The sequence below is a fragment of the Methylobacter marinus A45 genome (genome assembly GCF_000383855.1).
Taxonomy (GTDB): Bacteria; Pseudomonadota; Gammaproteobacteria; order Methylococcales; family Methylomonadaceae; genus Methylobacter; species Methylobacter marinus.
Genome location: NZ_KB912877.1, coordinates 2,225,939 through 2,247,321, shown reverse-complemented (window position 1 = coordinate 2,247,321; position 21,383 = coordinate 2,225,939). Strand labels below are relative to the sequence as shown.

Here is a 21,383-nt window from a genome sequence, read left to right as displayed (position 1 = left end):
ATGGTATAGAGATGATTTTTATTTAAACGCCTCAAGAGGACATTATGGATATTGCCGAGTTATTGGCCTTTTCAGTTAAAAACAATGCATCGGATTTACATCTGTCGGCCGGACTGCCGCCCATGATACGGGTCGATGGCGATATCCGCCGCATCAACATTCCGGCCCTGGAGCATAAAGAGGTGCATGCGCTGATTTATGACATCATGAACGACAAGCAGCGCCGCGATTATGAAGAATTCCTGGAAACCGATTTCTCTTTTGACCTGCCCGGCATTGCCCGGTTTCGTGTCAACGCGTTCAATCAGGAACGCGGCGCGGCCGGCGTGTTCAGAACCATTCCGTCCAAGGTCTTGAGCCTGGAGGACTTGAAGGCACCCAAGTTCTTTGAGGAAGTGACGCGCAAACCGCGCGGCCTGGTTTTGGTGACGGGGCCTACCGGCTCGGGCAAATCGACGACGCTGGCGGCCATGATCAATCATATCAACTGTAATGACTATGCCCATATCCTGACCGTTGAAGACCCGATCGAATTCGTGCACGAAAGTCAGAAATGCCTGATCAACCAGCGTGAGGTGCACCGCGATACGCACGGCTTCAACGAAGCATTGCGCTCGGCCTTGCGTGAAGATCCCGATATTATTCTGGTCGGCGAGATGCGGGACCTGGAAACGATCCGGCTGGCGCTGACCGCGGCCGAAACCGGTCACCTGGTATTCGGCACCCTGCACACTACCTCTGCCGCCAAAACCATCGACCGTATCATCGACGTGTTCCCGGCTGCCGAGAAAGACATGATCCGCTCGATGCTGTCCGAATCGCTGCAGGCGGTTATCTCGCAAACCCTGCTCAAGAAAATCGGCGGCGGCCGTGTTGCCGCGCATGAAATCATGGTCGGCACGCCCGCGATCCGAAACCTGATCCGTGAAGCCAAGGTCGCGCAAATGTATTCGGCCATACAGACGGGCCGGAAAGACGGCATGCAGACGCTTGACCAGAACCTGAAAGAGATGGTCGATAAAGGCTTGATCGCGGCCAAGACCGCGATGGTGAAAGCCGTCAATAAAGATATGTTCCGCTAAGAGGTCAGCATGGATTTTAAAGCCTTACTTGCACTGATGGTGCAGAAAAAAGCATCCGATTTGTTTATCACGGCAGGCCGCGCGCCGACCATGAAAGTCGACGGCTCGCTGGTGGAGGTCTCCAAATCGCCATTGACGGAAGAGCTGGCAATGAAAATCGTGCTCAGCATCATGAATCAGAAACAAAGGGATGAGTTTGAAAATACCAAGGAATGTCAGTTTGCCATCAGCGTACCAGGACTGGCCCGGTTCAGGGTCAGCGCCTTCACGCAGCGCGATGCGGCCGGCATGGTGCTGCGGCGCATTGAGAATGAAATCCCGGACGCCGATAGCCTGCACTTGCCGCCCGTATTGAAAGACCTGATCATGGAAAAACGCGGCCTGGTGATTTTCGTCGGCGCGACCGGCACCGGCAAATCCACCTCGCTGGCGGCCTTGATCAAATACCGCAACCAAAACAGCAGCGGCCACATCATCACCATCGAAGACCCGATGGAGTTCGAGCATCCGCACCTGGGTTGCATCGTCACGCAACGCGAAGTCGGCGTCGATACCGAATCGTATGAAGTGGCGCTGAAAAACACCCTGCGCCAAGCGCCCGATGTCATCCTGATCGGCGAGATCAGAACGCGCGAAACCATGCAGAATGCGATCACCTTCGCCGAAACCGGGCATTTATGCCTGTCGACGCTGCACGCCAACAATGCCAACCAGGCGCTGGACCGGATTCTGCATTTCTTTCCTGAAGAGATGCACGACCAGCTGTTCATGGACTTGTCGCTGAACCTGCGCGGCATTGTGGCCCAGCAATTGATCAAGCTCGCGGACGGCAAGGGCCGCTATCCGGCCGTCGAGGTCCTGATCAACACGCCGCTGGCCAAGGATTACATCCGCAAAGGCGAGATCAACAAGCTCAAGGAGCTGATGAAAAGCTCACGCGAGCAAGGCATGCAGACCTTTGACCAGGCCCTGTATGACCTGTATGTCGCCGGCAAGATCAGCTACGAAGACGCGCTCAACTCGGCCGACTCCAGAAATGAAGTCCGCCTGATGATCAAGCTGGGCGCGGATAATGCCGGCACTTTCGACAGCGACGGCATGGTATTGACAGAAACCGACGATGACAAGGGCACCGTTTTTTAAGCCGGTGTTTTTTGCCAGGGAACGGCCCGACCGTTCCCTGGCGTATTTTCAACGCTTTCCGCCTGCTTTCTGAATCGTCTCGTAAGCCTTTCTGATCCGTTGGGTTTTTTCCTTGGCGAGAGTCATCATTTCTTCCGGCAGTCCCTTGGCCACCAGTTTGTCCGGATGATGCTGGCTGATCAGGCGCCGATAGGCTCTTTTCACTTCGGCATCGCTGGCCGCGGGCGTCAGGCCCAGCACTTCATAAGCATCCTGCAGGCTGGAATGCCGCCTGGTCTTTTGATACTGCCGGCCCTGGCCGAAAAACCGATACTGAGCCCGCAACTGGATTTTCAGCCGCTCATAGTCAAAACGCGAAACCCGCAGCTGCCCGCAGATATGCAGAAGCACCCGCTCTTCGCTGTCATTGAGCCGGCCATCCGCAAAAGCCGCCTGCAACTGGATTTCGACAAACATGCGTATCAGGTCGATGCGCCAATGGCATTCCCGGCGAAACTGCGCCAGCACCTCATCAAGCGGGAAATCGGCCTGTTTGCCCTGCCGGAACAGATTGATCGCAGTCGTGCGCATGGCGCCTGAAATCGCCATTTGATCCATGATCCGGTTGGCCAGAGCGATTTCTTCCGGCGTGACGCGGCCGTCCGCCTTGGCGATATGCCCCATGACCGAAAAAGTCGCGGTAAAAAACGCCATCTGCGCGCGTTGCTGCTCACCGGGGCTGAATGAACCGTTGCCCTCGATACCGGCCGCAATGCCTTCGTCAAACTGATGACCGACGGAAGCCCCGAGGATCGCCCCTAGGGGCCCGCCGAACAGGAATCCGAACGCACCGCCCAGAAATTTGCCTAACCAGCTCATTGATATCAATCCTGCTTAATAGAAAACAATGATAAAATTATCACATTTCTATTTTGAACGTTTAGCGAGGTCTTATGAATGCTCCGGCAGCTCTTTACGAATCATCACTGTCTTCTTTAAGACTACGCGCGCGCGGCAAGGTCCGCGATATTTACGACATTGATGACAAGCACATGCTGATCGTGACGACAGACCGGCTATCCGCATTCGATGTGATCCTGCCCGACCCGATTCCCGGCAAGGGCCGCGTTTTAACGCGCGTTTCCAATTTCTGGTTTGCAAAACTCAGCCATATCCTGCCGAATCATCTGGCCGACATCCCGCTGGAACAGATCATTTCCGACCCGGCCGAGCGGGCACAAGTCGAGGGCCGCGCGGTGGTCGTCAAAAAAATGCGGCCGCTGCCGGTCGAAGCCATCGTGCGCGGCTACCTGATCGGCTCCGGCTGGAAGGATTACCAGAAAACCGGCGCGGTCTGCGGTATCCGCTTACCGGAAGGCTTGCAGCAGGCCCAGCAACTGCCGGAAGCCATTTACACACCGTCGACCAAAGCCGGCGTCCATGAGCACGACGAGAACATCGCCTTTGAAAAAACCGTGGAGCTGATGGGCCAGGACCTGGCCGAGCAGGTGCGCGACGCCAGCCTGCGCCTGTACACGGAAGCGGCCGCCTACGCCAAGGAACGCGGCATCATTATCGCCGACACCAAATTCGAGTTCGGCCTCGACGATAACGGCGTCCTGCACTTGATCGATGAAGCCCTGACGCCGGATTCATCACGCTTCTGGCCGGCCGATGAATATCAGGTCGGCATCAGCCCGCCCAGCTTCGACAAGCAATACGTGCGCGATTACCTGGAGACGCTGGACTGGGACAAAACCGCGCCCGGCCCGTCCCTGCCCGCCGAAGTGGCCGAATTCTGCGCGGCCAAATACCGCGAAGCGGAAGCCCGGCTGACGCAAGGCTAGGCATCACAAAAACTAGCCGGACGGGGCATGCTGCCCCGCCCGAAACGTTCAACTTTGGTTAATGCAATCGCTTAGCCAGGATACCGTAGAATTGTTAGGAACGCGCATAACATAACTTCCTCAAATGCGCGGATGAATTTCCGGCATAGGTGCGGATTTATTTATGCCCTATGGGTACTTGTGAATTCGCACCTACAATTCTCTGATTTATTCCATGCCCATTACTTAGGAAGCATTCCACTTGAGAAATATAAACTTCGTGTTCTCTGTGTTCTTCGTGGTTAATCGATCCAAGTGAATGCTTATGCAATCAATCGGATTGTCACGACTTACAGCAGCCCGTGCTCGGCAAACGAATAGGGCTGCCCGTCTCCGATAATGAAATGATCCAGCACGCGGATATCGAACAGCGCTAACGCCTGCTTGAGTTTTTCGGTAATCAGCCTGTCGGCCTGGCTGGGTTCGGAAATACCCGAGGGATGGTTGTGGGCGAAGATGACCGCCGCGGCATTATGGCGCAAAGCCTGCCTGGCCACTTCCCGGGGATAAACGCTGGCGCTGTCTATGGTGCCCCTGAACAATTCGTCCAGCTGTATGACCCGGTGCTGGTTATCCAGGAACAGGCAGGCGAACACTTCATAGCTGTAACCGCGCAACTGCGCGCTCAGATAGGCTCGGGTGATGTCCGGGCTGGTCAGCGCATTGCCGCGCCGCAGGATTTCCTTAAAATGCCGCCGGGCCATCTCCAGCACCGCCTGAAGCTGTGCGTATTTTGCGCTGCCCAGGCCGTTGGCCTGGCAAAAGCGCGCTAAATCGGCGTCCAGCAGCGCTTGCAATGAGCCGAAATCGGTCAATAACTCGCGAGCCAGGTCGACGGCCGATTTCCCGGGCGTGCCGGTGCGCAAAAAGATGGCCAGCAGTTCCGCATCGGTTAACGCCGTCGAGCCGCGCTGCAGCAACTTTTCCCGGGGCCGCTCTTCGGCGGGCCAATCCTTGATAGCCATAGTATCTCCTTCTGCTGATGAGAATTTAAGCATAGAAGAATTTTTCCAGACTTGCCATAATAACGCGTCCAATAATTTTTCAGGTATTCCCCATTAACATGCATATTTTATTGGCTGTCAGCGGCGGTATCGCCGCTTATAAGTCAGCCGAACTGGTCAGGCTGCTGCGTAAAAAAGGCGCCGCTGTCCGGGTCGTCATGACACGGTCCGCCATGCAGTTTGTCAGCCCATTGACGTTTCAGGCGCTGTCCGGCAACCCGGTGCATACCGAACTGCTCGATGCCGACGCCGAAAATGCCATGGGCCATATCAGTCTGGCGCGCTGGGCCGACAGGATCATTATCGCCCCGGCAACCGCGGATACCATCGCCAAGCTGAGCCATGGCCTGGCCGACGACTTGCTGACCACGATCTACCTGGCCGCCACCTGTCCCGTGTATGTCGCGCCGGCCATGAACCAGGCCATGTGGCACAAGCCCGTGACCCAGGAAAACATCAACCGGCTCATCGCGCATGGCGTAACGACGATAGGCCCAGGCCAGGGCGATCAGGCCTGCGGCGAGACCGGTTATGGCCGCATGTCCGAACCGGCTGAAATCTGCGAGCGTTTACTGGGCAGACCTTCAGAACAGTGTCTGCGGAACAGGAAAGTCTTGATCAGCGCCGGCCCCACGCGCGAGCCGCTCGACCCCGTGCGCTACATCACCAACCGCAGTTCCGGCAAAATGGGCTACGCGCTGGCCCGCGCGGCGCTCAAGGCCGGCGCCCGGGTGACGCTGGTCAGCGGCCCCGTGGCACTGGCGCCGCCTGTCAATGTCGACGTGATCAACGTGGAAACGGCGGCGCAAATGCACGAGGCCGTCATTTCCAGAGCCGAAGCGCATGATATTTACATCGGTGCGGCGGCCGTGGCCGATTACACGCCGGCAGAGGTACAGCCTGAAAAGATCAAGAAACAGGATGAGCAGGTCACGATATTGCTGCAGAAAACCCGCGACATTCTGGCTGAAGTCGCGCAACTGCCTAACCGCCCATTCACGGTCGGGTTCGCCGCCGAAACCCATGAACTTGAGACCTATGCGCTAGGCAAGCTTACCGGCAAAAATCTCGACCTGATCGCCGCCAACTGGGTGGGCCGGGACCAGGGCGGCTTTGACAGCGAACAGAACGCCCTGCGGGTTTTCTGGCCAACGGGGCGGCAAACCCTGGCCATGACCGACAAAAGTCATCTGGCGGAACAATTGATCAGCTTAATCGCGAAGAGATGTGATGAAAAAAATACAGCTTAAAATTCTGGATAACCGACTCGGCAAGGAAATCCCCTTGCCGGAATACGCGACTGCGGGCTCGGCCGGCCTGGATTTGCGCGCCTGCCTGGACGGGCCGGTCGAATTGAACCCCGGCGACACCGTATTGATTCCGACCGGACTGGCTATCCATATCGACGATCATCAGCTGGCGGCGGTTTTATTGCCAAGATCGGGTCTGGGACATAAACACGGCATTGTTCTGGGCAATCTGGTCGGCCTGATCGATTCCGACTACCAGGGCCAGGTTTTCGTATCATGCTGGAATCGCGGCGACACGACCTTCACCATCAGCATCGGCGAGCGCATCGCGCAAATGGTGTTTGTGCCGGTTGCCCAGGTGGCGTTCGAACAGGTAGCGGAGTTTGACGAAAGCAGCCGGGGCGCCGGCGGGTTTGGCCATACGGGCCGTCATTAATACGTTGTTAAAGAGAGACAATAAAAATGGAACGTATCTTCCTGTGGCTGTCGGCAGTAGCCGTTTTAATGATTCTGGGCGCCGGTGTCGGCGTCTATTGGATGTCCGCATCGGAGATCGCGCAGGCAAAACAGGACTCAGCGGCCGCTACCGCGCAAGGCGTCGCTTTAGCGCTATCCGAACAGATAGCGATGCGGCAAAAAGTACTCGATAAATTAGCCCAGGCCCCGGAAGTGCTGGCCGCCGTTTCCAGCGCCGATCCGGTTCAGTTGAACGCGGTGGCCTTGACATTGGAAAAACAGGTTGCCGACATCCTGAAAATCAGGCTGTTATTACCCGACACCAACGAACTGGACGAAAAAAGCGTGCCGCGCATGGGTTATGCCGATCTGGATATGGTGCATGAAACCTTCGCTAAAAATCAGCCGGCGGCCATACAGGGCGATCAGGGGCCTGATCGGCACCTGGCCATGACCAGCCAGATCATGCACAATGACCAGGTGATTGGCGTTATGCTTGCCAGCCTGAGCCATGAGTTTGTCAGTGAAAGCCTGCAGGCCGCGCGGATCAAAGACGGCTACCTGGAGTTGCGGCAGGCTGCACTGGTCCTGGGCGCTTCCGGCGACCAAACCGAGGGCCAACTCGATGCCAATAAAAAGATCAACGTCGCGGGTACGGACTGGCAACTTCATTACGGGTACACACTCGGCACCGGTATCGAAAAACTGTCGATGATTGCCGGCCTTATCTTTATTCTCGGGCTCTTTGCCGCCCTGGCGTTTTTTGTCGGCTATCGGAAACTTTCGGAATTGCTGGGACAGGATGTCAGCATTGTGCTGAAAGCCTTCAAGGATATGATCACGCATAAGTCTCCCGGCAACTATCCGGTCCAGTTAAATGAAATGCATGGCGTTATTTCAACCCTCGCGCAATACAAACGGGTTATGGACGGTCTTGACGATCAAGGCCTCACCATCGATTATGATGAAGCTTTCAAACCGGATGATATTTTTGATGATTCCATGGATTTTGGCTTGCTTGAATCGGTCATTGAAGAAGACCCGCTTGCCAAACATTCTGTCCCGGCAACTGCCATAACAACAAAAACCATCGAGAAAACCATGTCTAACCCAGTTGAAAAGCCCGACACCCTGGCCGCTATTTTCCGCGCTTATGACATCCGCGGCATAGTCGGCAAGACGCTGACCAAGGAAGTCGTTTATGACATTGGCCGCGCCCTGGGAACAGAAGCCCGGAAACACGGATGCGGAACGATTGTGGTAGGGCGGGACGGCCGGACCTCAAGTCCTTATCTGGCCGAGGCCTTGGCCGACGGCATCATGGCGACCGGTCAAAATGTGCTGGATATCGGCATGGTTCCGACCCCCGTGCTTTATTTTGTGGCCCGCCATACCGAAGGCCAGTGCGGCGTCATGATAACCGGCAGCCATAACCCGGCCAATTATAACGGCCTGAAAATGGTCATTAATGGCGAAACGCTGGCCGGCGACAGAATTCAGCAGCTTAAACAGTGCATTATCGACCAGGCTTACGCCAAAGGCGACGGCAGCCTGGAACGAAACACCCAACTCGCCAATGAATACATTGGCGCGATTGCCGAGGACATCCACATCGGCAGGCCGATGCGGGTCGTGCTGGACTGTGGCAACGGCGTCGCCGGCGAATTAGGTCCCGTACTGCTACGAACCATCGGTTGCGAAGTCATCGAATTGTTCTGCGATGTCGACGGCACCTTCCCTAATCATCACCCGGACCCCAGCAAGCCCGACAATCTGGCCGACCTGATCTCGTCAGTCAAGCATTACCAGGCGGACCTGGGCATCGCCTTCGACGGCGACGGCGACCGTCTGGGCGTGGTCGATTCAAACGGCAAAATCATCTGGCCGGACCGGCAGATGATGTTGTTCGCCAAGGACGTGCTGGCCTCGAAACCGGGCGCTGAAATTATTTATGATGTCAAATGTTCGCGGCATCTGGCCACACAGATTGTCAAACATGGGGGCCGGCCGGTGATGTGGAAAACCGGCCATTCGTTCATGAAGGCGAAACTGAAAGAAACCGGCGCCAAGCTGGCCGGCGAGATGAGCGGCCATATCTTCTTCAATGACCGTTGGTTCGGTTTTGATGACGCCCTGTACTCGGCCGCGCGCCTGATCGAAATACTGTCGGCCGATACGCGCACCAGCGCCGCCGTGTTCGCCGATTTTCCGGACAGTATCAATACCCCGGAACTGAATATCGAGCTGGCGGAAGGCGAAAACTTCCAGTTCATCGACCGCCTGTTTTCGTCGGCCAATTTTACCGGCGGCAAAGTCACCAATATTGACGGCATGCGCGTGGATTTCGCCAACGGCTGGGGACTGGTGCGCGCCTCCAATACGACGCCGTCTCTGGTTATCCGTTTCGAGGCCGATACCAAAGCTGCCCTGAACGATATTCAGGCACAATTCCGGCAGATCATGCAGACTATCAAACCGGATATTGCGCTTCCTTTTTAATTGATAGCGCACATGAAAAACACGGACGACCGCACTGACCGAAATTCCCCGTCCTTGCTCAAACGGAGCGGGGGACTTGCGCCTAACGCTTCGGCAATGTTCGAGCCAAGCATCCGCATTTAACCGATGCCGGATGCTTCGAATCAGGTCCTGTCCTATGTCATGAACACGAAAAGGCTTCGCCGCCTGCGCGGAAAAAATTTCCTACCATGCCGCAACAGCAACTTTAATACTGGAAAATCAAAAACATGCAGAAAAAAACAGCTCACCAAATAGCGGATGTCCTGATCGAGGCCCTGCCTTATATCCAGCGCTTCAAGGACAAAACCGTCGTGGTCAAATTCGGCGGCAACGCCATGGTCGATGAAGCGCTGAAACACAGCTTTGCACGCGATATCGTGCTGATGAAACTGGTCGGCATCAATCCCATCGTCGTGCATGGCGGCGGTCCGCAAATCGGCCAGCTGCTGGACAGGCTTGGTAAAACTTCGGACTTTATCGACGGCATGCGCGTCACCGACAGCGAGACCATGGATGTCGTGGAGATGGTGCTGGGCGGACTGGTCAACAAGGAGATCGTCAACCTGATCAACATGCACGGCGGCAAGGCGGTCGGCCTGACCGGCAAGGACGGCAATTTTATCCATGCCAAAAAAATCACCCTGAAAAAATCGGCCCCTGAAGCCCACGCGCCGGAAATCATTGATCTCGGCCATGTCGGTGAAGTCAGCAGCATCGATCCGGCCGTCGTCGACATGCTCGGCCACAGTAACTTCATTCCGGTCATTGCACCGATCGGTGTCGGCGAGGACGGGCATTCCTATAACATCAATGCCGATCTGGTCGCGGGGAAAGTCGCTGAGGTCCTGAAAGCCGAGAAACTGATCCTGTTGACCAATACGGCCGGCATTCTCGACAAACAGGGCAAGTTGCTGACCGGCCTGTCGATAAAAGCCATAGACGAGCTGATTGCCGACGGCACTATTTCCGGCGGCATGATACCGAAAACCCGCTGCGCGACCGATGCCCTGGCAGGCGGCGTGACCAGCGTGCATATCATTGACGGACGCGTCGATCACGCCGTGCTGCTGGAACTGTTTACCGATCAGGGCGTCGGCACTTTATTGATCAGTCGCTAGCCAACGCGGATTCGATATAAGGTCTGAATGCGGACCTTATATCGCGCACTTTCTGGCTGGCGCACAGTTCCGCGCCCAGCAGCGATTCACGGCAGCGGATATCCAGAAAAAGCTGTTGCTTGCCCTTGCCGCCGTCTATTCTTGTAATGGATAGGCTCAAATCATTGTCCTGGACAGGCGGCAGGCTCATAATCAGTTTATCGGTATCAACATCGGTGCCGGTTGAAGCATGCTTATTGATAAAGTCATGGGCAATTGCCCATGCTTTCGCGCATTGCGCCTCGCTGCCGCAGCGGAACAGGCCCAGTTCCGACGCTTTATCCTGGGCTGTGTTGGCGTTCGCCGCCGACGCGCCTGCGTCCGATTGCGTCAGCAACTTGTAGCGTTCAACATCGGCGGCGGCTGCCGCTTTAGCCTGTTGAATTTTTTCGGACTGCTTGCCTATTTCCGTCTGCGTGAGCCGAATTTGCGCCTGGGTGGACTGAATGCCGTCCAGCAGGCGTTGAGGGAGCTTTTTGCCATCGCGTTCATGCGCCGCGGCTTGCTTTTGCTGCGCTTTCAGCTGGTTTTCAAGCCGCTTCAGATTGCTCTCTATGACGCTTTTCTGGATCTCCAGGTTTTTCAGGCTATTTTCCTGGGCCGCTTGCATGTCCTCCAGATTCCGGAAAGTGCTGAGTAAAACCTTATCGTGCGATTCCTGCGCGGCGATAATTTTTTCCTGGGCTTTTCTGAGCGCCTGCAATTGCCGCTCCTGAGCCTCTTGCTCTTTTGCTTGCGTGACTTCAAGCACCCTGCCCTTTTGATTGAGCGACTCGCGGCGGTAGCCGATATGTTCCGGCGGCACCTGATCGGAAAAATAGATATTGCCGTGCTCATCCACCCACTTATACATATTTTTTGCCGATACGGTGTGAGTGCCGAATAGACAAATCAAACCGACTACATAAAGGCTTGCAGTAAAAACGCGCATTGACATGGCTTGAATCGACGATTTTTTACGGTTTTGAAACATAGGGTAAAAATAGCAGATATCAACAGCTTTGCCCGGGCAAATCCTTAGCTTACCGTGAAATCAAACCGCAGAGGTTCGGGCAAGTCAGGCAACTTGCGCGGTGCGGTAATGGCGACGCGCTTTTCCCGGCCTGATTCACCCGCTATCAGCGTACAGGCGGATTTACTGACACCGAATTCGCCGGCTATGAATTTAAGCAAGTGCTGATTGGCCCTGCCGTCAATCGGCGGGGCCTTGATCCTCAGCTTTAGCCGGTCGCCATGCAGCCCCGCCCATTCGTCCTTGCTGGCTTTGGGCTGGACATGGAGGCTCAGGGTCAAAACCCCCTGCTGGTAGATGTACCAGTTCATCCGATCAAGCCGGCCAATTGCTGCAATGGCGGCAGAATAAGCATTTTCGCCAGTTGCAGCAATAGCAGCGCGGCCAGCGGCGATAAATCGATACCGCCCAGATCGGGAATGAAGCGGCGGCAGATGTCGAGCAACGGCTCGGTCAGGCTGTACAGGATGGAAGAAGCCGCGTTAAAAGTCCCGGGGTTCAGCCAGCTGAGCAGGGCTCTTGCGAAGACCGCGAAGATGAAGATATTGATCAGCAACGAGACCAGCTGCGTGATCGACAATATTGCCAGCGCGCCAATACCGATCGACACGCCTTTCAGCATCAATATGGAGAAATCAGCCAGCATCTGCAGGGCCAGTACCAGCACCAGCGAAGAGGTGTCGATTTTGCCGACAGGCGGCACGAAACGGCGCAGTATCCTTAACGGCGGATGCGTGACCTTGACCAGAAATTGCGAGATCGGGTTGTAGAACTCGGCGCCGCTCCATTGCAGCAGGAAGCGCAGCATGACCGCCAGGATGTACAGGGAAAACAGTGTGTCGATTATAAAAATAACCGGGTTGGTCATATAAGTAGAGTCCATCAACTATTCTCCGTTGGTTTAGACATTTCGATAGAGCGGTCCCGCGCGGCATGCATGGCTTTCGAAACCAGTTCGGCGAATCCGCCCTGCTCAAACGTTTCTATGGCCTGCTGCGTGGTGCCGCCGGGCGATGTCACGCGTTTGCGCAGTTGTTCCGGCGACTCGGACGATTCCAGGGCTATTTTGGCGGCGCCCAATGCCGTTTGTTGAACCAGCAGGCGCGCGGTGTGTTCATCCAGCCCCAATTCCAGGGCGGCTTTTTCCATCGCCTCCATGAGCAGGAAATAATAGGCGGGTCCGCTGCCTGAAACCGCGGTAACGGCATTGAGTTCGCTTTCATCCTCAACCCAAAGGGAAATGCCGACCGAACGCATAATGTTTTCGGCCAGGTCGCGCTGCGCGGCGGTAACGTTGCGATTGGCATGCAGGCCCGTGGCGCCGGTCAACACCAGGGACGGCGTATTAGGCATGCAGCGGACGATGGCGATATCTGAACCCAGCCATGAGCTGAGGCTTTCCTGAGTGATACCGGCCGCAATGGAGACAACCAGCGGCTTTTTTTGCTGGATCAGGTCGGCCACGCTTTCGGCCACCTGGCGCAGCACCTGAGGCTTGACCGCCAGCACTACGACTTCCGCTTCCTGAATGACGGCCTCGTTGCCAGGCGCGATATTGACATGCAGATTGGCCGCCAGAGACGCCAGCATATCCTTGTTGATATCCGATACCCAAAGCTGCTGTGGGGAATGGCCGCTGGCGATCAGTCCGCTCATCAGACTCGATGCCATATTGCCGCCGCCGATAAAACCTATTTTTTGTGTTTTCATATATACAGTCTATTTGGTTAGGGTTAAAAGTATTTTAACCTATATAGGGACTGTGCAATCAATCACAAGTCTTTTAAGATATACCCCGCCGTGCTGACTTAAGCGCTCGCCAAATCACAGAGCCCATGATTGAAACCATTTATATCGAAGAAAACATCCGCAAGCACGCCCGCGTTATCGACATTACCGCCCGTTTCCCGCACGCCCGGATCATCACCTGTGAGCGCTACGCCCAGGTGTTCAACCCCAAGGCCCAGAACTTCCGGCTGCAAAAACAGCAACCGGCCCTGATACTGGCCGAGAAATATAAAAACTTCGTGCTCGAGGCACCCACCGGCTATGGCATCGGCGCGAGCAGGAATTATTATTTTTCGCACATGCTGAATTGTTTGTATGATTGCCGCTACTGTTTTCTGCAAGGCATGTATCAATCGGCCAATTACGTACTGTTTGTCAATTACGAGGATTTCCAGCAGGAAATCAGGCAGTTGTGCAACGCCACCCCGGCCGAACCCATACATTTTTTCTCGGGCTATGATTGCGACAGCCTGGCGTTGGAGCCGGTCACGCATTTTGCCGGGCAGTTTCTGCCGGTGTTCGAGACCCTTCCGAATGCCTGGCTGGAACTGAGAACCAAAAGCACGCAGATCAGAAGCCTGCTGGCGCGCGAGCCGATACCGCGCTGTATCGTCGCCTTTAGCCTGTCGCCCGATGCGGTAGCAGCCAAAGTCGAGGCCAGGGCGCCATCGGTACAACGCCGCCTTGAGGCGCTAGTTAAATTGCAGGAGCAGGGCTGGCAGGTAGGCCTGCGTTTCGACCCGCTGATTTATCAGACCGGCTACCGGCAGCAGTACCGGCAATTGTTCGAACAGGTGTTTGCGCGCATTGATTTAAACCGTCTGCATTCGGTCAGTCTGGGCGTCTTCAGATTGCCGGAGAGCTATTTTAAAAAACTGCACAAACTGTATCCCGAGGAAAAACTGTTCTCGGGCCCGATGGTCAGTCAGAAAGGCATGATCTCCTACCGCCAGGAACTGGAACAGGAAATGATGCAATACTGTACGGAACAATTATTAGCCTTTATGCCTCAAAACAAATTTTTCCCATGCACGCTATAAAACGCACCGTGCTGGTTACGGGCGCCAGTTCGGGCATAGGCCGTGCCATCGCCAGAAACCTGCTGGATCAAGGCCATCATGTGATCGGCCTGTCGCGCGACCGCACGCGCTTCAGCCGCCCCATGGCGAATTTCAGCCCGGTGCAGATGGATTTGAGCCGATTGCCTGAACTGCCGCAAAAGCTGCGTGAACTGGCGCAGGCTTTTCCCGACATCGATGCCGTGGTCTTTTCCGCCGGCCGCGGACAATTCGGCTCGGTCGAGGAATTTTCCTACGAACAGATCGAAGCGCTCATGGCCTTGAACTTTACCAGCCAGGCTTTTCTGACGCGCGCCCTGCTGCCTTCGCTGAAGCGCAAAGCGCGCGGCGATCTCATTTTTATCGGTTCCGAGGCGGCGCTGAAAGGCAGCCGCAAGGGCGCGGTCTATTGCGCCAGCAAGTTCGCTATGCGCGGTTTTACCCAGGCGCTGCGCGAAGAGTGCGGCAGAAGCCATGTGCGCGTCTGCCTGATCAACCCGGGCATGGTCAAAACGGAATTCTTTGAACAACTGGCCTTTGAACCGGGCGATGAGGCCAGCAATTACCTGTTGCCCGAGGATGTCGCGGAAACGGTCGCCTACGTGCTTAATGCGCGCAGCGAGATCGTCATAGACGAGATCAACCTGAATCCCATGAACAAGGTTGTCAAATTTAAAAAATGAATGAATTGTGGATTCCGCCTTCTTAAAGCAGCCGGCATGATTAAAAGCGCGAATGAAATAAGACCCGCGATTGAGGCAGGGTTTCTGTTCCTGTCCGTGCAGTCGTCGGCAACTGCTCCTGCGTCGCCTAAAGCGCCTACTGTTGGTGCTCTACCTACATCCCTGAAGGCAATGCCGAAGAGGGACGGCAAGACAAGTCAGTTGCGGGCATTATAAAATTCACGTTCCTTTAGGATTTGGTTAAAAATGGCCTCCTGAAATTAGCATCTTGCATAGGATGCGCCGACCAAAAGCAGGCGCTCCAGGAGGCGCATCCTATATAAACAGGGAAATTATTGACGACCAAATCCTTTTTGGCGTTATCGATAAGGCATCAGGCAAGGAATTGCAGTTTGCAATCGGTGAGAAAGAGCATAATCTGAACACAGGCAATGCCCTGGAACATGAGCCTGGCAAGGGAATTATGATTATTTAATGAAGAAATTGAGCATGTATAAATTAAAATTGAATTCGAGAATCTGGTTTTTTTTGGGCTTCCTCGGTTGCGCCGCACTGCTGGCGATAGGCGCTTACCTGCAGTTTATTGAAGAGCAGGAGCCCTGTCCGCTGTGCATTTCGCAGCGTATCGCCATTTTATTGACCGGCATCGTGTTTTTGATCGCGGCGCTACACAATCCCGAGCGGACCGGCATAAAAATTTATGCGGTTTTCGGCGCGCTGGTGGCGCTGGGCGGCGCTTCCATTTCAACGCGCCATGTCTGGCTGCAGCATTTGCCGCCCGATAAGATACCGGAATGCGGCCCTGGGCTCGAGTATGTGTTCGAGAATTTCCCGCTGTCCGAAACCATCAAATTAATGCTGAGCGGCACCGGCGATTGCGCCGAAGTGTCATGGACCATGCTGGGCTTGAGCATTCCCGAATGGACCTTGATCGCCTTTATCATGCTGGCGCTATTGAGTCTGCTGCAAATCTGGAATCCCGAGAATAACTGGCCCAAGTCATAAACCGGCGGAGCTGGCAATCCGCGGAAACAACCGGTAGCCGACACGCGCCGCCAAACTCCAGCTACACTATAATTACCTCAAAATTTATTGTTAGCCACATAAAACAAGCGAGATCAAATAATGAAAAAAATTTTATTGGCATTGCTGCTGGTTGGCGGCTTTTCATCCGTTCAGGCTGCCGGCGAGACCGCCCCGTTGTCCAAGGTGATTGCCGGCGCACATCGCCCCGCCGAGCACAAAGCCCGGGACCAATACCGGCATCCGCGGCAGACACTGGAGTTCTTCGATGTTAAGGAAGATATGACCGTGGTCGAAATCTGGCCCGGGGACGGCTGGTATACGGAAATCCTTGCGCCCTATTTGAAAGAGCACGGCAAACTGTATGCGGCGCATTTTTCTGCCGATGCCGAACTGCCTTACTACCAGAAAAGCCTGAAAAACTATGTGACTAAACTGAGCAAGCAGCCGGACCTGTACGGTAAAGTCGAGCTGACAGAGCTACAACCGCCCGAGGCGCTGAAAATTGCGCCGGATAACTCGGCCGATCGGATTTTGACATTCCGCAACGTGCATAACTGGATGCAAAACGGTCAGGCGGCGGCCGTATTCAACGCCATGTATAAGGCCTTGAAACCCGGGGGTATTCTGGGCGTCGTGGAGCACAGAGGCTCCTCTAAAAAGCCGCAGGATTTTACAGGGGCATCGGGTTATGTCAGCGAGGACTATGTTATTGCCCTGGCCAGAAACGCGGGCTTTGAGTTTTTGGCCAAATCCGAGATCAACGCCAACAGCAAGGATACGAAGGATTATCCTAAAGGCGTCTGGACCCTGCCGCCGTCTTTAAGGCTCAAGGATCAGGACCGCGAAAAATACCTGGAGATCGGTGAAAGCGACAGGATGACGATTAAGTTCATCAAGCCCATACAGGCATTTTATAGAGCCGCCGGCCTGTCACCCGTTTAAAATCGGATACAGTTTGACTGGCCGCGCCATGATCTTCGTTAAATATACACATTAAATCGCCATCAAATAAATTCAGCCGACAAGGTTCGGCAATCGCGGCACAGCGGCTTATATTGATTAATAAGCAATTGAAATATAAATAAATATTATTACCCCCTAAAATCACAGGATGCAAAAACGGTAATAAAAAACGGTCATTAAGCCTATTTTAATCATCGTTTACCCACAGAGTTATCCACAGCTTTTGTGGATAACTCAATCTCCAGATCCGTTTAAGCGTACGGTGGCAGAGAGCATTGCCTCACAATAAATATAAATCCCATTTGAATACCATGGCTAAGTCGCACGGCGGGAAAGAACTGATCTTCAGGGTCGCCATTCCCGCGCCACTCTATCGATTATTTGATTATCTTGCCCCGCTCGACCCCGGACCGGGCCCGCTCCTTCCCGGCATACGCCTGGAGGTGCCGTTCGGCAAAGGCAGCAAAATCGCTTTTCTGATTGCCATAACACACCACAGCGAATTCGATAACAGCAAACTAAAGCGCATTGCCCGTATTCTGGACAACGAACCGTTATTGTCGGTCAAAGACTTGCGCCTGTTGCATTGGGCCAGCAGCTATTATCATCATCCGATAGGTGAAGTCTTCAGCGCCGCCTTTCCGGTCTCGCTGCGTCAGGGCAAACCGGCCGAGCTGCATGTTGAAAAGTGCTATGTCCTGACAGAGGAAGGCCAAACCATCGATAGCAGTCGGTTGAACCGCGCCCCCAAACAGAAAAGCGTCCTGGAAAAATTTCAGAGCCATGCCGGGCGGCTGTCTGAAACCGAGTTGTCGTTATGGAATGAAAACTGGCGGCCGGCCGTGAAAGCCTTAATCGATAAGCAACTGTTACGGATCGATCAATCCGGAGACGCCCCCGCCGACGCGGACTTACTGGTTCGTGACAGCGCGCTGCAATCCAATCCGCACCAGCAGGCGGCGATTGCCGCGGTCCGCGAATCGCTGGACCAGTTCGGCGTTTTTTTGCTGGAGGGAGTGACCGGCAGCGGCAAGACCGAAGTGTACATGCAGATTATCCGCCATGTGCTCGAACGCGGCCAGCAAGTGCTGGTATTGCTGCCGGAAATCACGCTCACGCCGCAACTGGAAGAACGATTCCGGCAGCGCTTTGCCGTCACCATCGCCATCTCCCACTCGAAACTGACGGATGGGCAGCGGCAAAACGCCTGGCTCTCGATGCAGCAAGGCGCTTGCTCGATATTGCTGGGCACCCGTTCGGCCTTGTTCACACCGCTGAAAAAGCCCGGCCTGATTATTCTCGATGAAGAGCATGATGCCTCGTTCAAGCAACAGGAGGGCTTTCGCTTTTCGGCGCGCGATGTCGCGGTCGTCCGCGGTAAGCTGCTGAACATTCCGGTTTTACTCGGTTCCGCGACACCGTCATTGGAAAGCCTGCACAATGTCGACCAGCGCCGTTACCGTTTTCTGCATCTGCCGGAAAGGGCCGGCAATGCCACGGCGCCGGTCCTGCAGTTGCTCGATATCCGCAACAAACGCATGCAGGAAGGCCTGTCCGAAGCGCTGATCGAGGATATCAGAAAAACCCTGGCCCGAAACGAACAGGTCCTGCTGTTTCTGAACCGGCGCGGCTATGCGCCGACGCTGATCTGCCATGGTTGCGGCTGGGTTGGGCGCTGCCGGCGTTGCGATGCCAATCTGGTCATTCATTATGATGAAGGGTTGCTGCGCTGCCATCATTGCGGCAAGGAACAGCCCTTGATTCAACGGTGTCCGGCCTGCAAAACCGGCGAACTGACGCCGCTGGGCATGGGCACCGAGCGTGTCGAAAAAGTGCTGGCCGCGCTGTTTCCCGATAGAACGGTCGTGCGTCTGGATCGCGACTCCACGCAGCGCAAGGGGGCGCTGGAAAAATACCTGCAACAGATCAGTCAGGGCCGCGTGGATATCATTCTGGGCACGCAGATGCTGGCTAAAGGCCATCACTTTCCGAATGTAACGCTGGTGGCGATTCTCGATGTCGACAGCGGCCTGTTCAGCATCGATTTTCATGCCGCCGAAAAACTGGCGCAGATGATCGTGCAGGTGTCGGGGCGGGCCGGGCGCGCCGAAAAGCCCGGCAAAGTAATCATGCAGACCCGCAAGCCCGAACATCCGTTGCTGACGACATTGATCAGGCAGGGCTATAGCGATTTCGCCAGAACGGCACTGGCGGAACGTAAAGAGGCCTCATTGCCGCCTTTCAGCTATCAGGCGCTGCTAAGGGCGCAGGCTCTTGACGACAAGATGCCGCCGCTATTTCTGGAAGCTATCGGCAAACTGGCGCGGCAATACAGCCGCGGGCACATCCAGATTTTAGGACCGGTTCCGGCGCCCATGACCAAGCGCGCAGGACTTTACCGCTATCAATTGCTGTTTCAGAGCTCAAAGCGTCAAGACTTGCATGGCTTGCTCGATACGCTGATGCCGGAGATTGAAAAACTCAAGCAGGCCAAGAAAGTACGCTGGTCGCTGGATATCGATCCTGTGGATTTGTATTGATGTTGTTTGGATGGATAATTAGATGATTTTCATGGATAATGTGCCACTCATTTGACCTACCTAGTGCATTAAGCAATGAAACAACAAATAGAGGCACTGATCCTGCAAGCTGTTGAAACACTTAAAAACCAAGGTGTTCTGAGTCAGGAGATTACCCCGCGTATTAATATTGACCGCAGCCGTGATCCGCAACATGGCGATTTTGCTTCCAATCTGGCATTAATGCTGGCAAAGCAGGCGAGATTAAACCCCAGACAATTGGCCGAGCAGGTAATTGCCGCACTGCCGCGGCATGAAGCGATTACCAAGGTTGAACTGGCCGGCCCCGGGTTTATCAATTTTTTTGTCAATGCCAATGCTCAGTACCAAGTTATCAAACAAATCCATGACGAAGGCCGCCACTTCGGCTTGAGCACCGTCGGCGCCGGTCAAAAGGTTCAGGTGGAGTTTGTTTCCGCCAATCCGACCGGCCCCCTGCATGTAGGCCATGGCCGTGGCGCCGCTTACGGCTCGGTCGTTGCCGATTTGCTGCAGGCGGCCGGTTTTGATGTGCACCGCGAATACTATGTCAACGATGCGGGCCGTCAGATGGATATACTCGCGACCAGTATCTGGCTCAGATATCTGGAGGAATGCGGCGAGGTCGTCAATTTTCCCAGTAACGGCTATCGCGGCGAATATGTACGCGAAATTGCCTGGGATATTCACAAAAATGCCGGCAACGAATACCGCCGGCCGGCGGAACTGGTATTGGAAAACATACCGGCCGACGAGCCGCAGGGCGGCGATAAGGAAGCTCATATCGATGCCCTGATCGCCAGAGCCAAAACCTTGCTCGGGCCGTCACTGTACCGGGACTTTTTCCAGATCGGCTTGAACACGATTCTGGCGGATATCAAGCTTGACCTGCAAGAATTCGGTGTCGAATATCAGGAATGGTTCTCGGAGTGCCAGCTAATGGAAGACGGCTCCGTGGAGCAAGCATTGGAACGCCTGCGCGCCGGCGGCCATCTTTATGAAAAAGACGGCGCCACTTGGTTTGCCTCGTCCAGGCTGGGCGATGAAAAAGACCGGGTCGTGGTCAGGGAAAACGGCCAGACCACCTATTTTGCCTCCGATATCGCCTACCACATGAACAAGCTGGATCGGGGCTTCGACCGCATCATCAATATCTGGGGTGCCGACCACCACGGCTATATTCCCCGGGTCAGGGCTGCCATGACCGCGCTGGGCGCCGATGAATCAAAACTCAAGGTATTGCTGGTGCAGTTCGCGGTGCTGTACCGGGGTGAGGAAAAGGTCCAGATGTCCACGCGTTCCGGCGAATTTGTCACGTTGCGGCAATTGCGCAACGAAGTCGGCAAGGATGCGGCGCGTTTCTTTTATGTCATGCGCCGGTCGGAACAGCATATGGATTTCGATTTGAAACTGGCGACCACCCGATCCAATGAAAACCCGGTATTTTATGTGCAATATGCCTATGCCCGCGTGTGCAGCGTATTGCGTCAACTGGATGAAAAAGATTGGGAGAGAAACCTGTTGCAGGGTATGGACAATCTGGACCGGTTGACCGAAGACCACGAAATCAGTCTGGTAGGGACGCTGGCGCGCTATCCCGAAGTCCTGGAGCGCGCGGCATTGCAGTATGAGCCGCATCAGCTGATCCAATATCTGCGTGAACTGGCCACGGAGTTTCATACTTACTATAACGCGCATCAATTCCTTGTTGATGATGCCCGGCTCCGCGACGCCAGGTTGAACTTGATCTGTGCTGTAAAACAGGTTCTGGCGAACGGCCTGGGACTGTTGAAGATCAATACGCCCGAATCAATGTGA

At 55.0% G+C, this 21,383-nt stretch carries 20 protein-coding genes; 14 read left to right on the top strand and 6 right to left on the bottom strand.

The annotated features are described in order from the left end of the window. The first annotated feature begins 44 nt into the window (after positions 1–44). Entirely contained in the window at positions 45–1,082 is a 1,038-nt protein-coding gene (locus METMA_RS0110385) for a type IV pilus twitching motility protein PilT (RefSeq protein WP_020159027.1), read from the top strand. Positions 1,083–1,091: 9 nt separating this feature from the next. After that, positions 1,092–2,225, top strand: coding sequence for a PilT/PilU family type 4a pilus ATPase (locus METMA_RS0110380; RefSeq protein ID WP_020159026.1), 1,134 nt, complete (start codon positions 1,092–1,094; stop codon positions 2,223–2,225). Positions 2,226–2,273: 48 nt separating this feature from the next. On the opposite strand, the gene djlA is transcribed toward METMA_RS0110380, so the two are convergent. Next, complete coding sequence (gene djlA, locus METMA_RS0110375) at positions 2,274–3,083, bottom strand: co-chaperone DjlA (RefSeq protein WP_020159025.1); 810 nt, start codon at positions 3,081–3,083, stop codon at positions 2,274–2,276. Between the two features lie 74 nt (positions 3,084–3,157). On the opposite strand from djlA, the gene METMA_RS0110370 reads away from it, so the two are divergent. Beyond that, entirely contained in the window at positions 3,158–4,051 is an 894-nt protein-coding gene (locus tag METMA_RS0110370) for a phosphoribosylaminoimidazolesuccinocarboxamide synthase (RefSeq protein ID WP_020159024.1), read from the top strand. A gap of 329 nt (positions 4,052–4,380) precedes the next feature. On the opposite strand, the gene radC is transcribed toward METMA_RS0110370, so the two are convergent. Further along, positions 4,381–5,055: a RadC family protein gene (gene radC / locus METMA_RS0110365; protein WP_020159023.1), complete on the bottom strand. Its 675-nt coding sequence runs from the start codon at positions 5,053–5,055 to the stop codon at positions 4,381–4,383. Between the two features lie 98 nt (positions 5,056–5,153). Here radC and coaBC point away from each other — a divergent pair, with 98 nt between their 5' ends. From coaBC to argB, 4 genes are all read left to right on the top strand, one after another. Beyond that, positions 5,154–6,344, top strand: coding sequence for a bifunctional phosphopantothenoylcysteine decarboxylase/phosphopantothenate--cysteine ligase CoaBC (gene coaBC / locus METMA_RS0110360; protein ID WP_020159022.1), 1,191 nt, complete (start codon positions 5,154–5,156; stop codon positions 6,342–6,344). After that, on the top strand, positions 6,325–6,780 hold the full coding sequence (gene dut, locus METMA_RS0110355) for a dUTP diphosphatase (RefSeq protein ID WP_020159021.1): 456 nt from the start codon (positions 6,325–6,327) through the stop codon (positions 6,778–6,780). Before coaBC ends, dut begins: the two co-directional genes overlap by 20 nt. Positions 6,781–6,806: 26 nt before the next feature. After that, positions 6,807–9,299, top strand: coding sequence for a phosphomannomutase/phosphoglucomutase (locus METMA_RS0110350; protein ID WP_020159020.1), 2,493 nt, complete (start codon positions 6,807–6,809; stop codon positions 9,297–9,299). Positions 9,300–9,547: 248 nt separating this feature from the next. Then, complete coding sequence (argB, locus tag METMA_RS0110345) at positions 9,548–10,438, top strand: acetylglutamate kinase (RefSeq protein ID WP_020159019.1); 891 nt, start codon at positions 9,548–9,550, stop codon at positions 10,436–10,438. Here the strand turns inward: argB and METMA_RS0110340 are convergent. From METMA_RS0110340 to proC, 4 genes are all read right to left on the bottom strand, one after another. Next, positions 10,428–11,408 (bottom strand): DUF4124 domain-containing protein, encoded by a 981-nt coding sequence (locus tag METMA_RS0110340; RefSeq protein WP_269634180.1) that lies wholly within the window; start codon positions 11,406–11,408, stop codon positions 10,428–10,430. The two genes, argB and METMA_RS0110340, sit on opposite strands and share 11 nt — an antisense overlap. Before the next feature lie 86 nt (positions 11,409–11,494). After that, a complete protein-coding gene (locus METMA_RS0110335) occupies positions 11,495–11,800 on the bottom strand; it encodes a DUF167 family protein (protein WP_020159017.1) in 306 nt (101 codons plus the stop codon). Continuing rightward, the gene (locus METMA_RS0110330; RefSeq protein ID WP_020159016.1) at positions 11,797–12,372 is read right to left on the bottom strand and encodes a YggT family protein; all 576 of its coding nucleotides are present in this window, start codon (positions 12,370–12,372) and stop codon (positions 11,797–11,799) included. Before METMA_RS0110330 ends, METMA_RS0110335 begins: the two co-directional genes overlap by 4 nt. Beyond that, on the bottom strand, positions 12,372–13,199 hold the full coding sequence (gene proC / locus METMA_RS0110325) for a pyrroline-5-carboxylate reductase (protein WP_020159015.1): 828 nt from the start codon (positions 13,197–13,199) through the stop codon (positions 12,372–12,374). Before proC ends, METMA_RS0110330 begins: the two co-directional genes overlap by 1 nt. A 125-nt stretch (positions 13,200–13,324) precedes the next feature. Here proC and METMA_RS0110320 point away from each other — a divergent pair, with 125 nt between their 5' ends. From METMA_RS0110320 to argS, 7 genes are all read left to right on the top strand, one after another. Continuing rightward, complete coding sequence (locus METMA_RS0110320) at positions 13,325–14,317, top strand: SPL family radical SAM protein (RefSeq protein ID WP_020159014.1); 993 nt, start codon at positions 13,325–13,327, stop codon at positions 14,315–14,317. Further along, positions 14,305–15,018 carry an SDR family oxidoreductase gene (locus tag METMA_RS0110315; protein ID WP_020159013.1) on the top strand — a complete coding sequence of 238 codons (714 nt, stop codon included), beginning with the start codon at positions 14,305–14,307 and terminating at the stop codon, positions 15,016–15,018. Before METMA_RS0110320 ends, METMA_RS0110315 begins: the two co-directional genes overlap by 13 nt. A 277-nt stretch (positions 15,019–15,295) precedes the next feature. Continuing rightward, positions 15,296–15,493, top strand: a complete 198-nt coding sequence (locus METMA_RS0110305; protein ID WP_020159011.1) for a hypothetical protein — start codon at positions 15,296–15,298, stop codon at positions 15,491–15,493. Between the two features lie 14 nt (positions 15,494–15,507). Beyond that, positions 15,508–16,023, top strand: a complete 516-nt coding sequence (locus METMA_RS0110300; RefSeq protein WP_027147216.1) for a disulfide bond formation protein B — start codon at positions 15,508–15,510, stop codon at positions 16,021–16,023. Between the two features lie 120 nt (positions 16,024–16,143). Next, on the top strand, positions 16,144–16,986 hold the full coding sequence (locus METMA_RS0110295; protein ID WP_020159009.1) for a class I SAM-dependent methyltransferase: 843 nt from the start codon (positions 16,144–16,146) through the stop codon (positions 16,984–16,986). 332 nt (positions 16,987–17,318) lie between these two features. Continuing rightward, positions 17,319–19,547: a primosomal protein N' gene (locus METMA_RS0110290; protein ID WP_027147215.1), complete on the top strand. Its 2,229-nt coding sequence runs from the start codon at positions 17,319–17,321 to the stop codon at positions 19,545–19,547. A gap of 75 nt (positions 19,548–19,622) precedes the next feature. Next, positions 19,623–21,383, top strand: a complete 1,761-nt coding sequence (gene argS / locus METMA_RS0110285; protein ID WP_020159007.1) for an arginine--tRNA ligase — start codon at positions 19,623–19,625, stop codon at positions 21,381–21,383.

Excerpts from the sequence above, each read along its gene's own strand:
- argB (WP_020159019.1), top strand. The coding sequence starts at position 9,548 with ATGCAGAAAAAAACAGCTCACCAAATAGCGGATGTCCTGATCGAGGCC.
- METMA_RS0110330 (WP_020159016.1), bottom strand. The coding sequence starts at position 12,372 with ATGGACTCTACTTATATGACCAACCCGGTTATTTTTATAATCGACACA.
- radC (WP_020159023.1), bottom strand. The coding sequence starts at position 5,055 with ATGGCTATCAAGGATTGGCCCGCCGAAGAGCGGCCCCGGGAAAAGTTG.
- METMA_RS0110370 (WP_020159024.1), top strand. The coding sequence starts at position 3,158 with ATGAATGCTCCGGCAGCTCTTTACGAATCATCACTGTCTTCTTTAAGA.
- METMA_RS0110305 (WP_020159011.1), top strand. The coding sequence starts at position 15,296 with ATGCGCCGACCAAAAGCAGGCGCTCCAGGAGGCGCATCCTATATAAAC.
- METMA_RS0110385 (WP_020159027.1), top strand. The coding sequence starts at position 45 with ATGGATATTGCCGAGTTATTGGCCTTTTCAGTTAAAAACAATGCATCG.
- METMA_RS0110340 (WP_269634180.1), bottom strand. The coding sequence starts at position 11,408 with ATGCGCGTTTTTACTGCAAGCCTTTATGTAGTCGGTTTGATTTGTCTA.
- METMA_RS0110380 (WP_020159026.1), top strand. The coding sequence starts at position 1,092 with ATGGATTTTAAAGCCTTACTTGCACTGATGGTGCAGAAAAAAGCATCC.
- METMA_RS0110300 (WP_027147216.1), top strand. The coding sequence starts at position 15,508 with ATGTATAAATTAAAATTGAATTCGAGAATCTGGTTTTTTTTGGGCTTC.
- METMA_RS0110290 (WP_027147215.1), top strand. The coding sequence starts at position 17,319 with ATGGCTAAGTCGCACGGCGGGAAAGAACTGATCTTCAGGGTCGCCATT.
- METMA_RS0110315 (WP_020159013.1), top strand. The coding sequence starts at position 14,305 with ATGCACGCTATAAAACGCACCGTGCTGGTTACGGGCGCCAGTTCGGGC.
- djlA (WP_020159025.1), bottom strand. The coding sequence starts at position 3,083 with ATGAGCTGGTTAGGCAAATTTCTGGGCGGTGCGTTCGGATTCCTGTTC.
- proC (WP_020159015.1), bottom strand. The coding sequence starts at position 13,199 with ATGAAAACACAAAAAATAGGTTTTATCGGCGGCGGCAATATGGCATCG.
- METMA_RS0110350 (WP_020159020.1), top strand. The coding sequence starts at position 6,807 with ATGGAACGTATCTTCCTGTGGCTGTCGGCAGTAGCCGTTTTAATGATT.
- METMA_RS0110320 (WP_020159014.1), top strand. The coding sequence starts at position 13,325 with ATGATTGAAACCATTTATATCGAAGAAAACATCCGCAAGCACGCCCGC.
- METMA_RS0110295 (WP_020159009.1), top strand. The coding sequence starts at position 16,144 with ATGAAAAAAATTTTATTGGCATTGCTGCTGGTTGGCGGCTTTTCATCC.
- dut (WP_020159021.1), top strand. The coding sequence starts at position 6,325 with ATGAAAAAAATACAGCTTAAAATTCTGGATAACCGACTCGGCAAGGAA.
- argS (WP_020159007.1), top strand. The coding sequence starts at position 19,623 with ATGAAACAACAAATAGAGGCACTGATCCTGCAAGCTGTTGAAACACTT.
- METMA_RS0110335 (WP_020159017.1), bottom strand. The coding sequence starts at position 11,800 with ATGAACTGGTACATCTACCAGCAGGGGGTTTTGACCCTGAGCCTCCAT.
- coaBC (WP_020159022.1), top strand. The coding sequence starts at position 5,154 with ATGCATATTTTATTGGCTGTCAGCGGCGGTATCGCCGCTTATAAGTCA.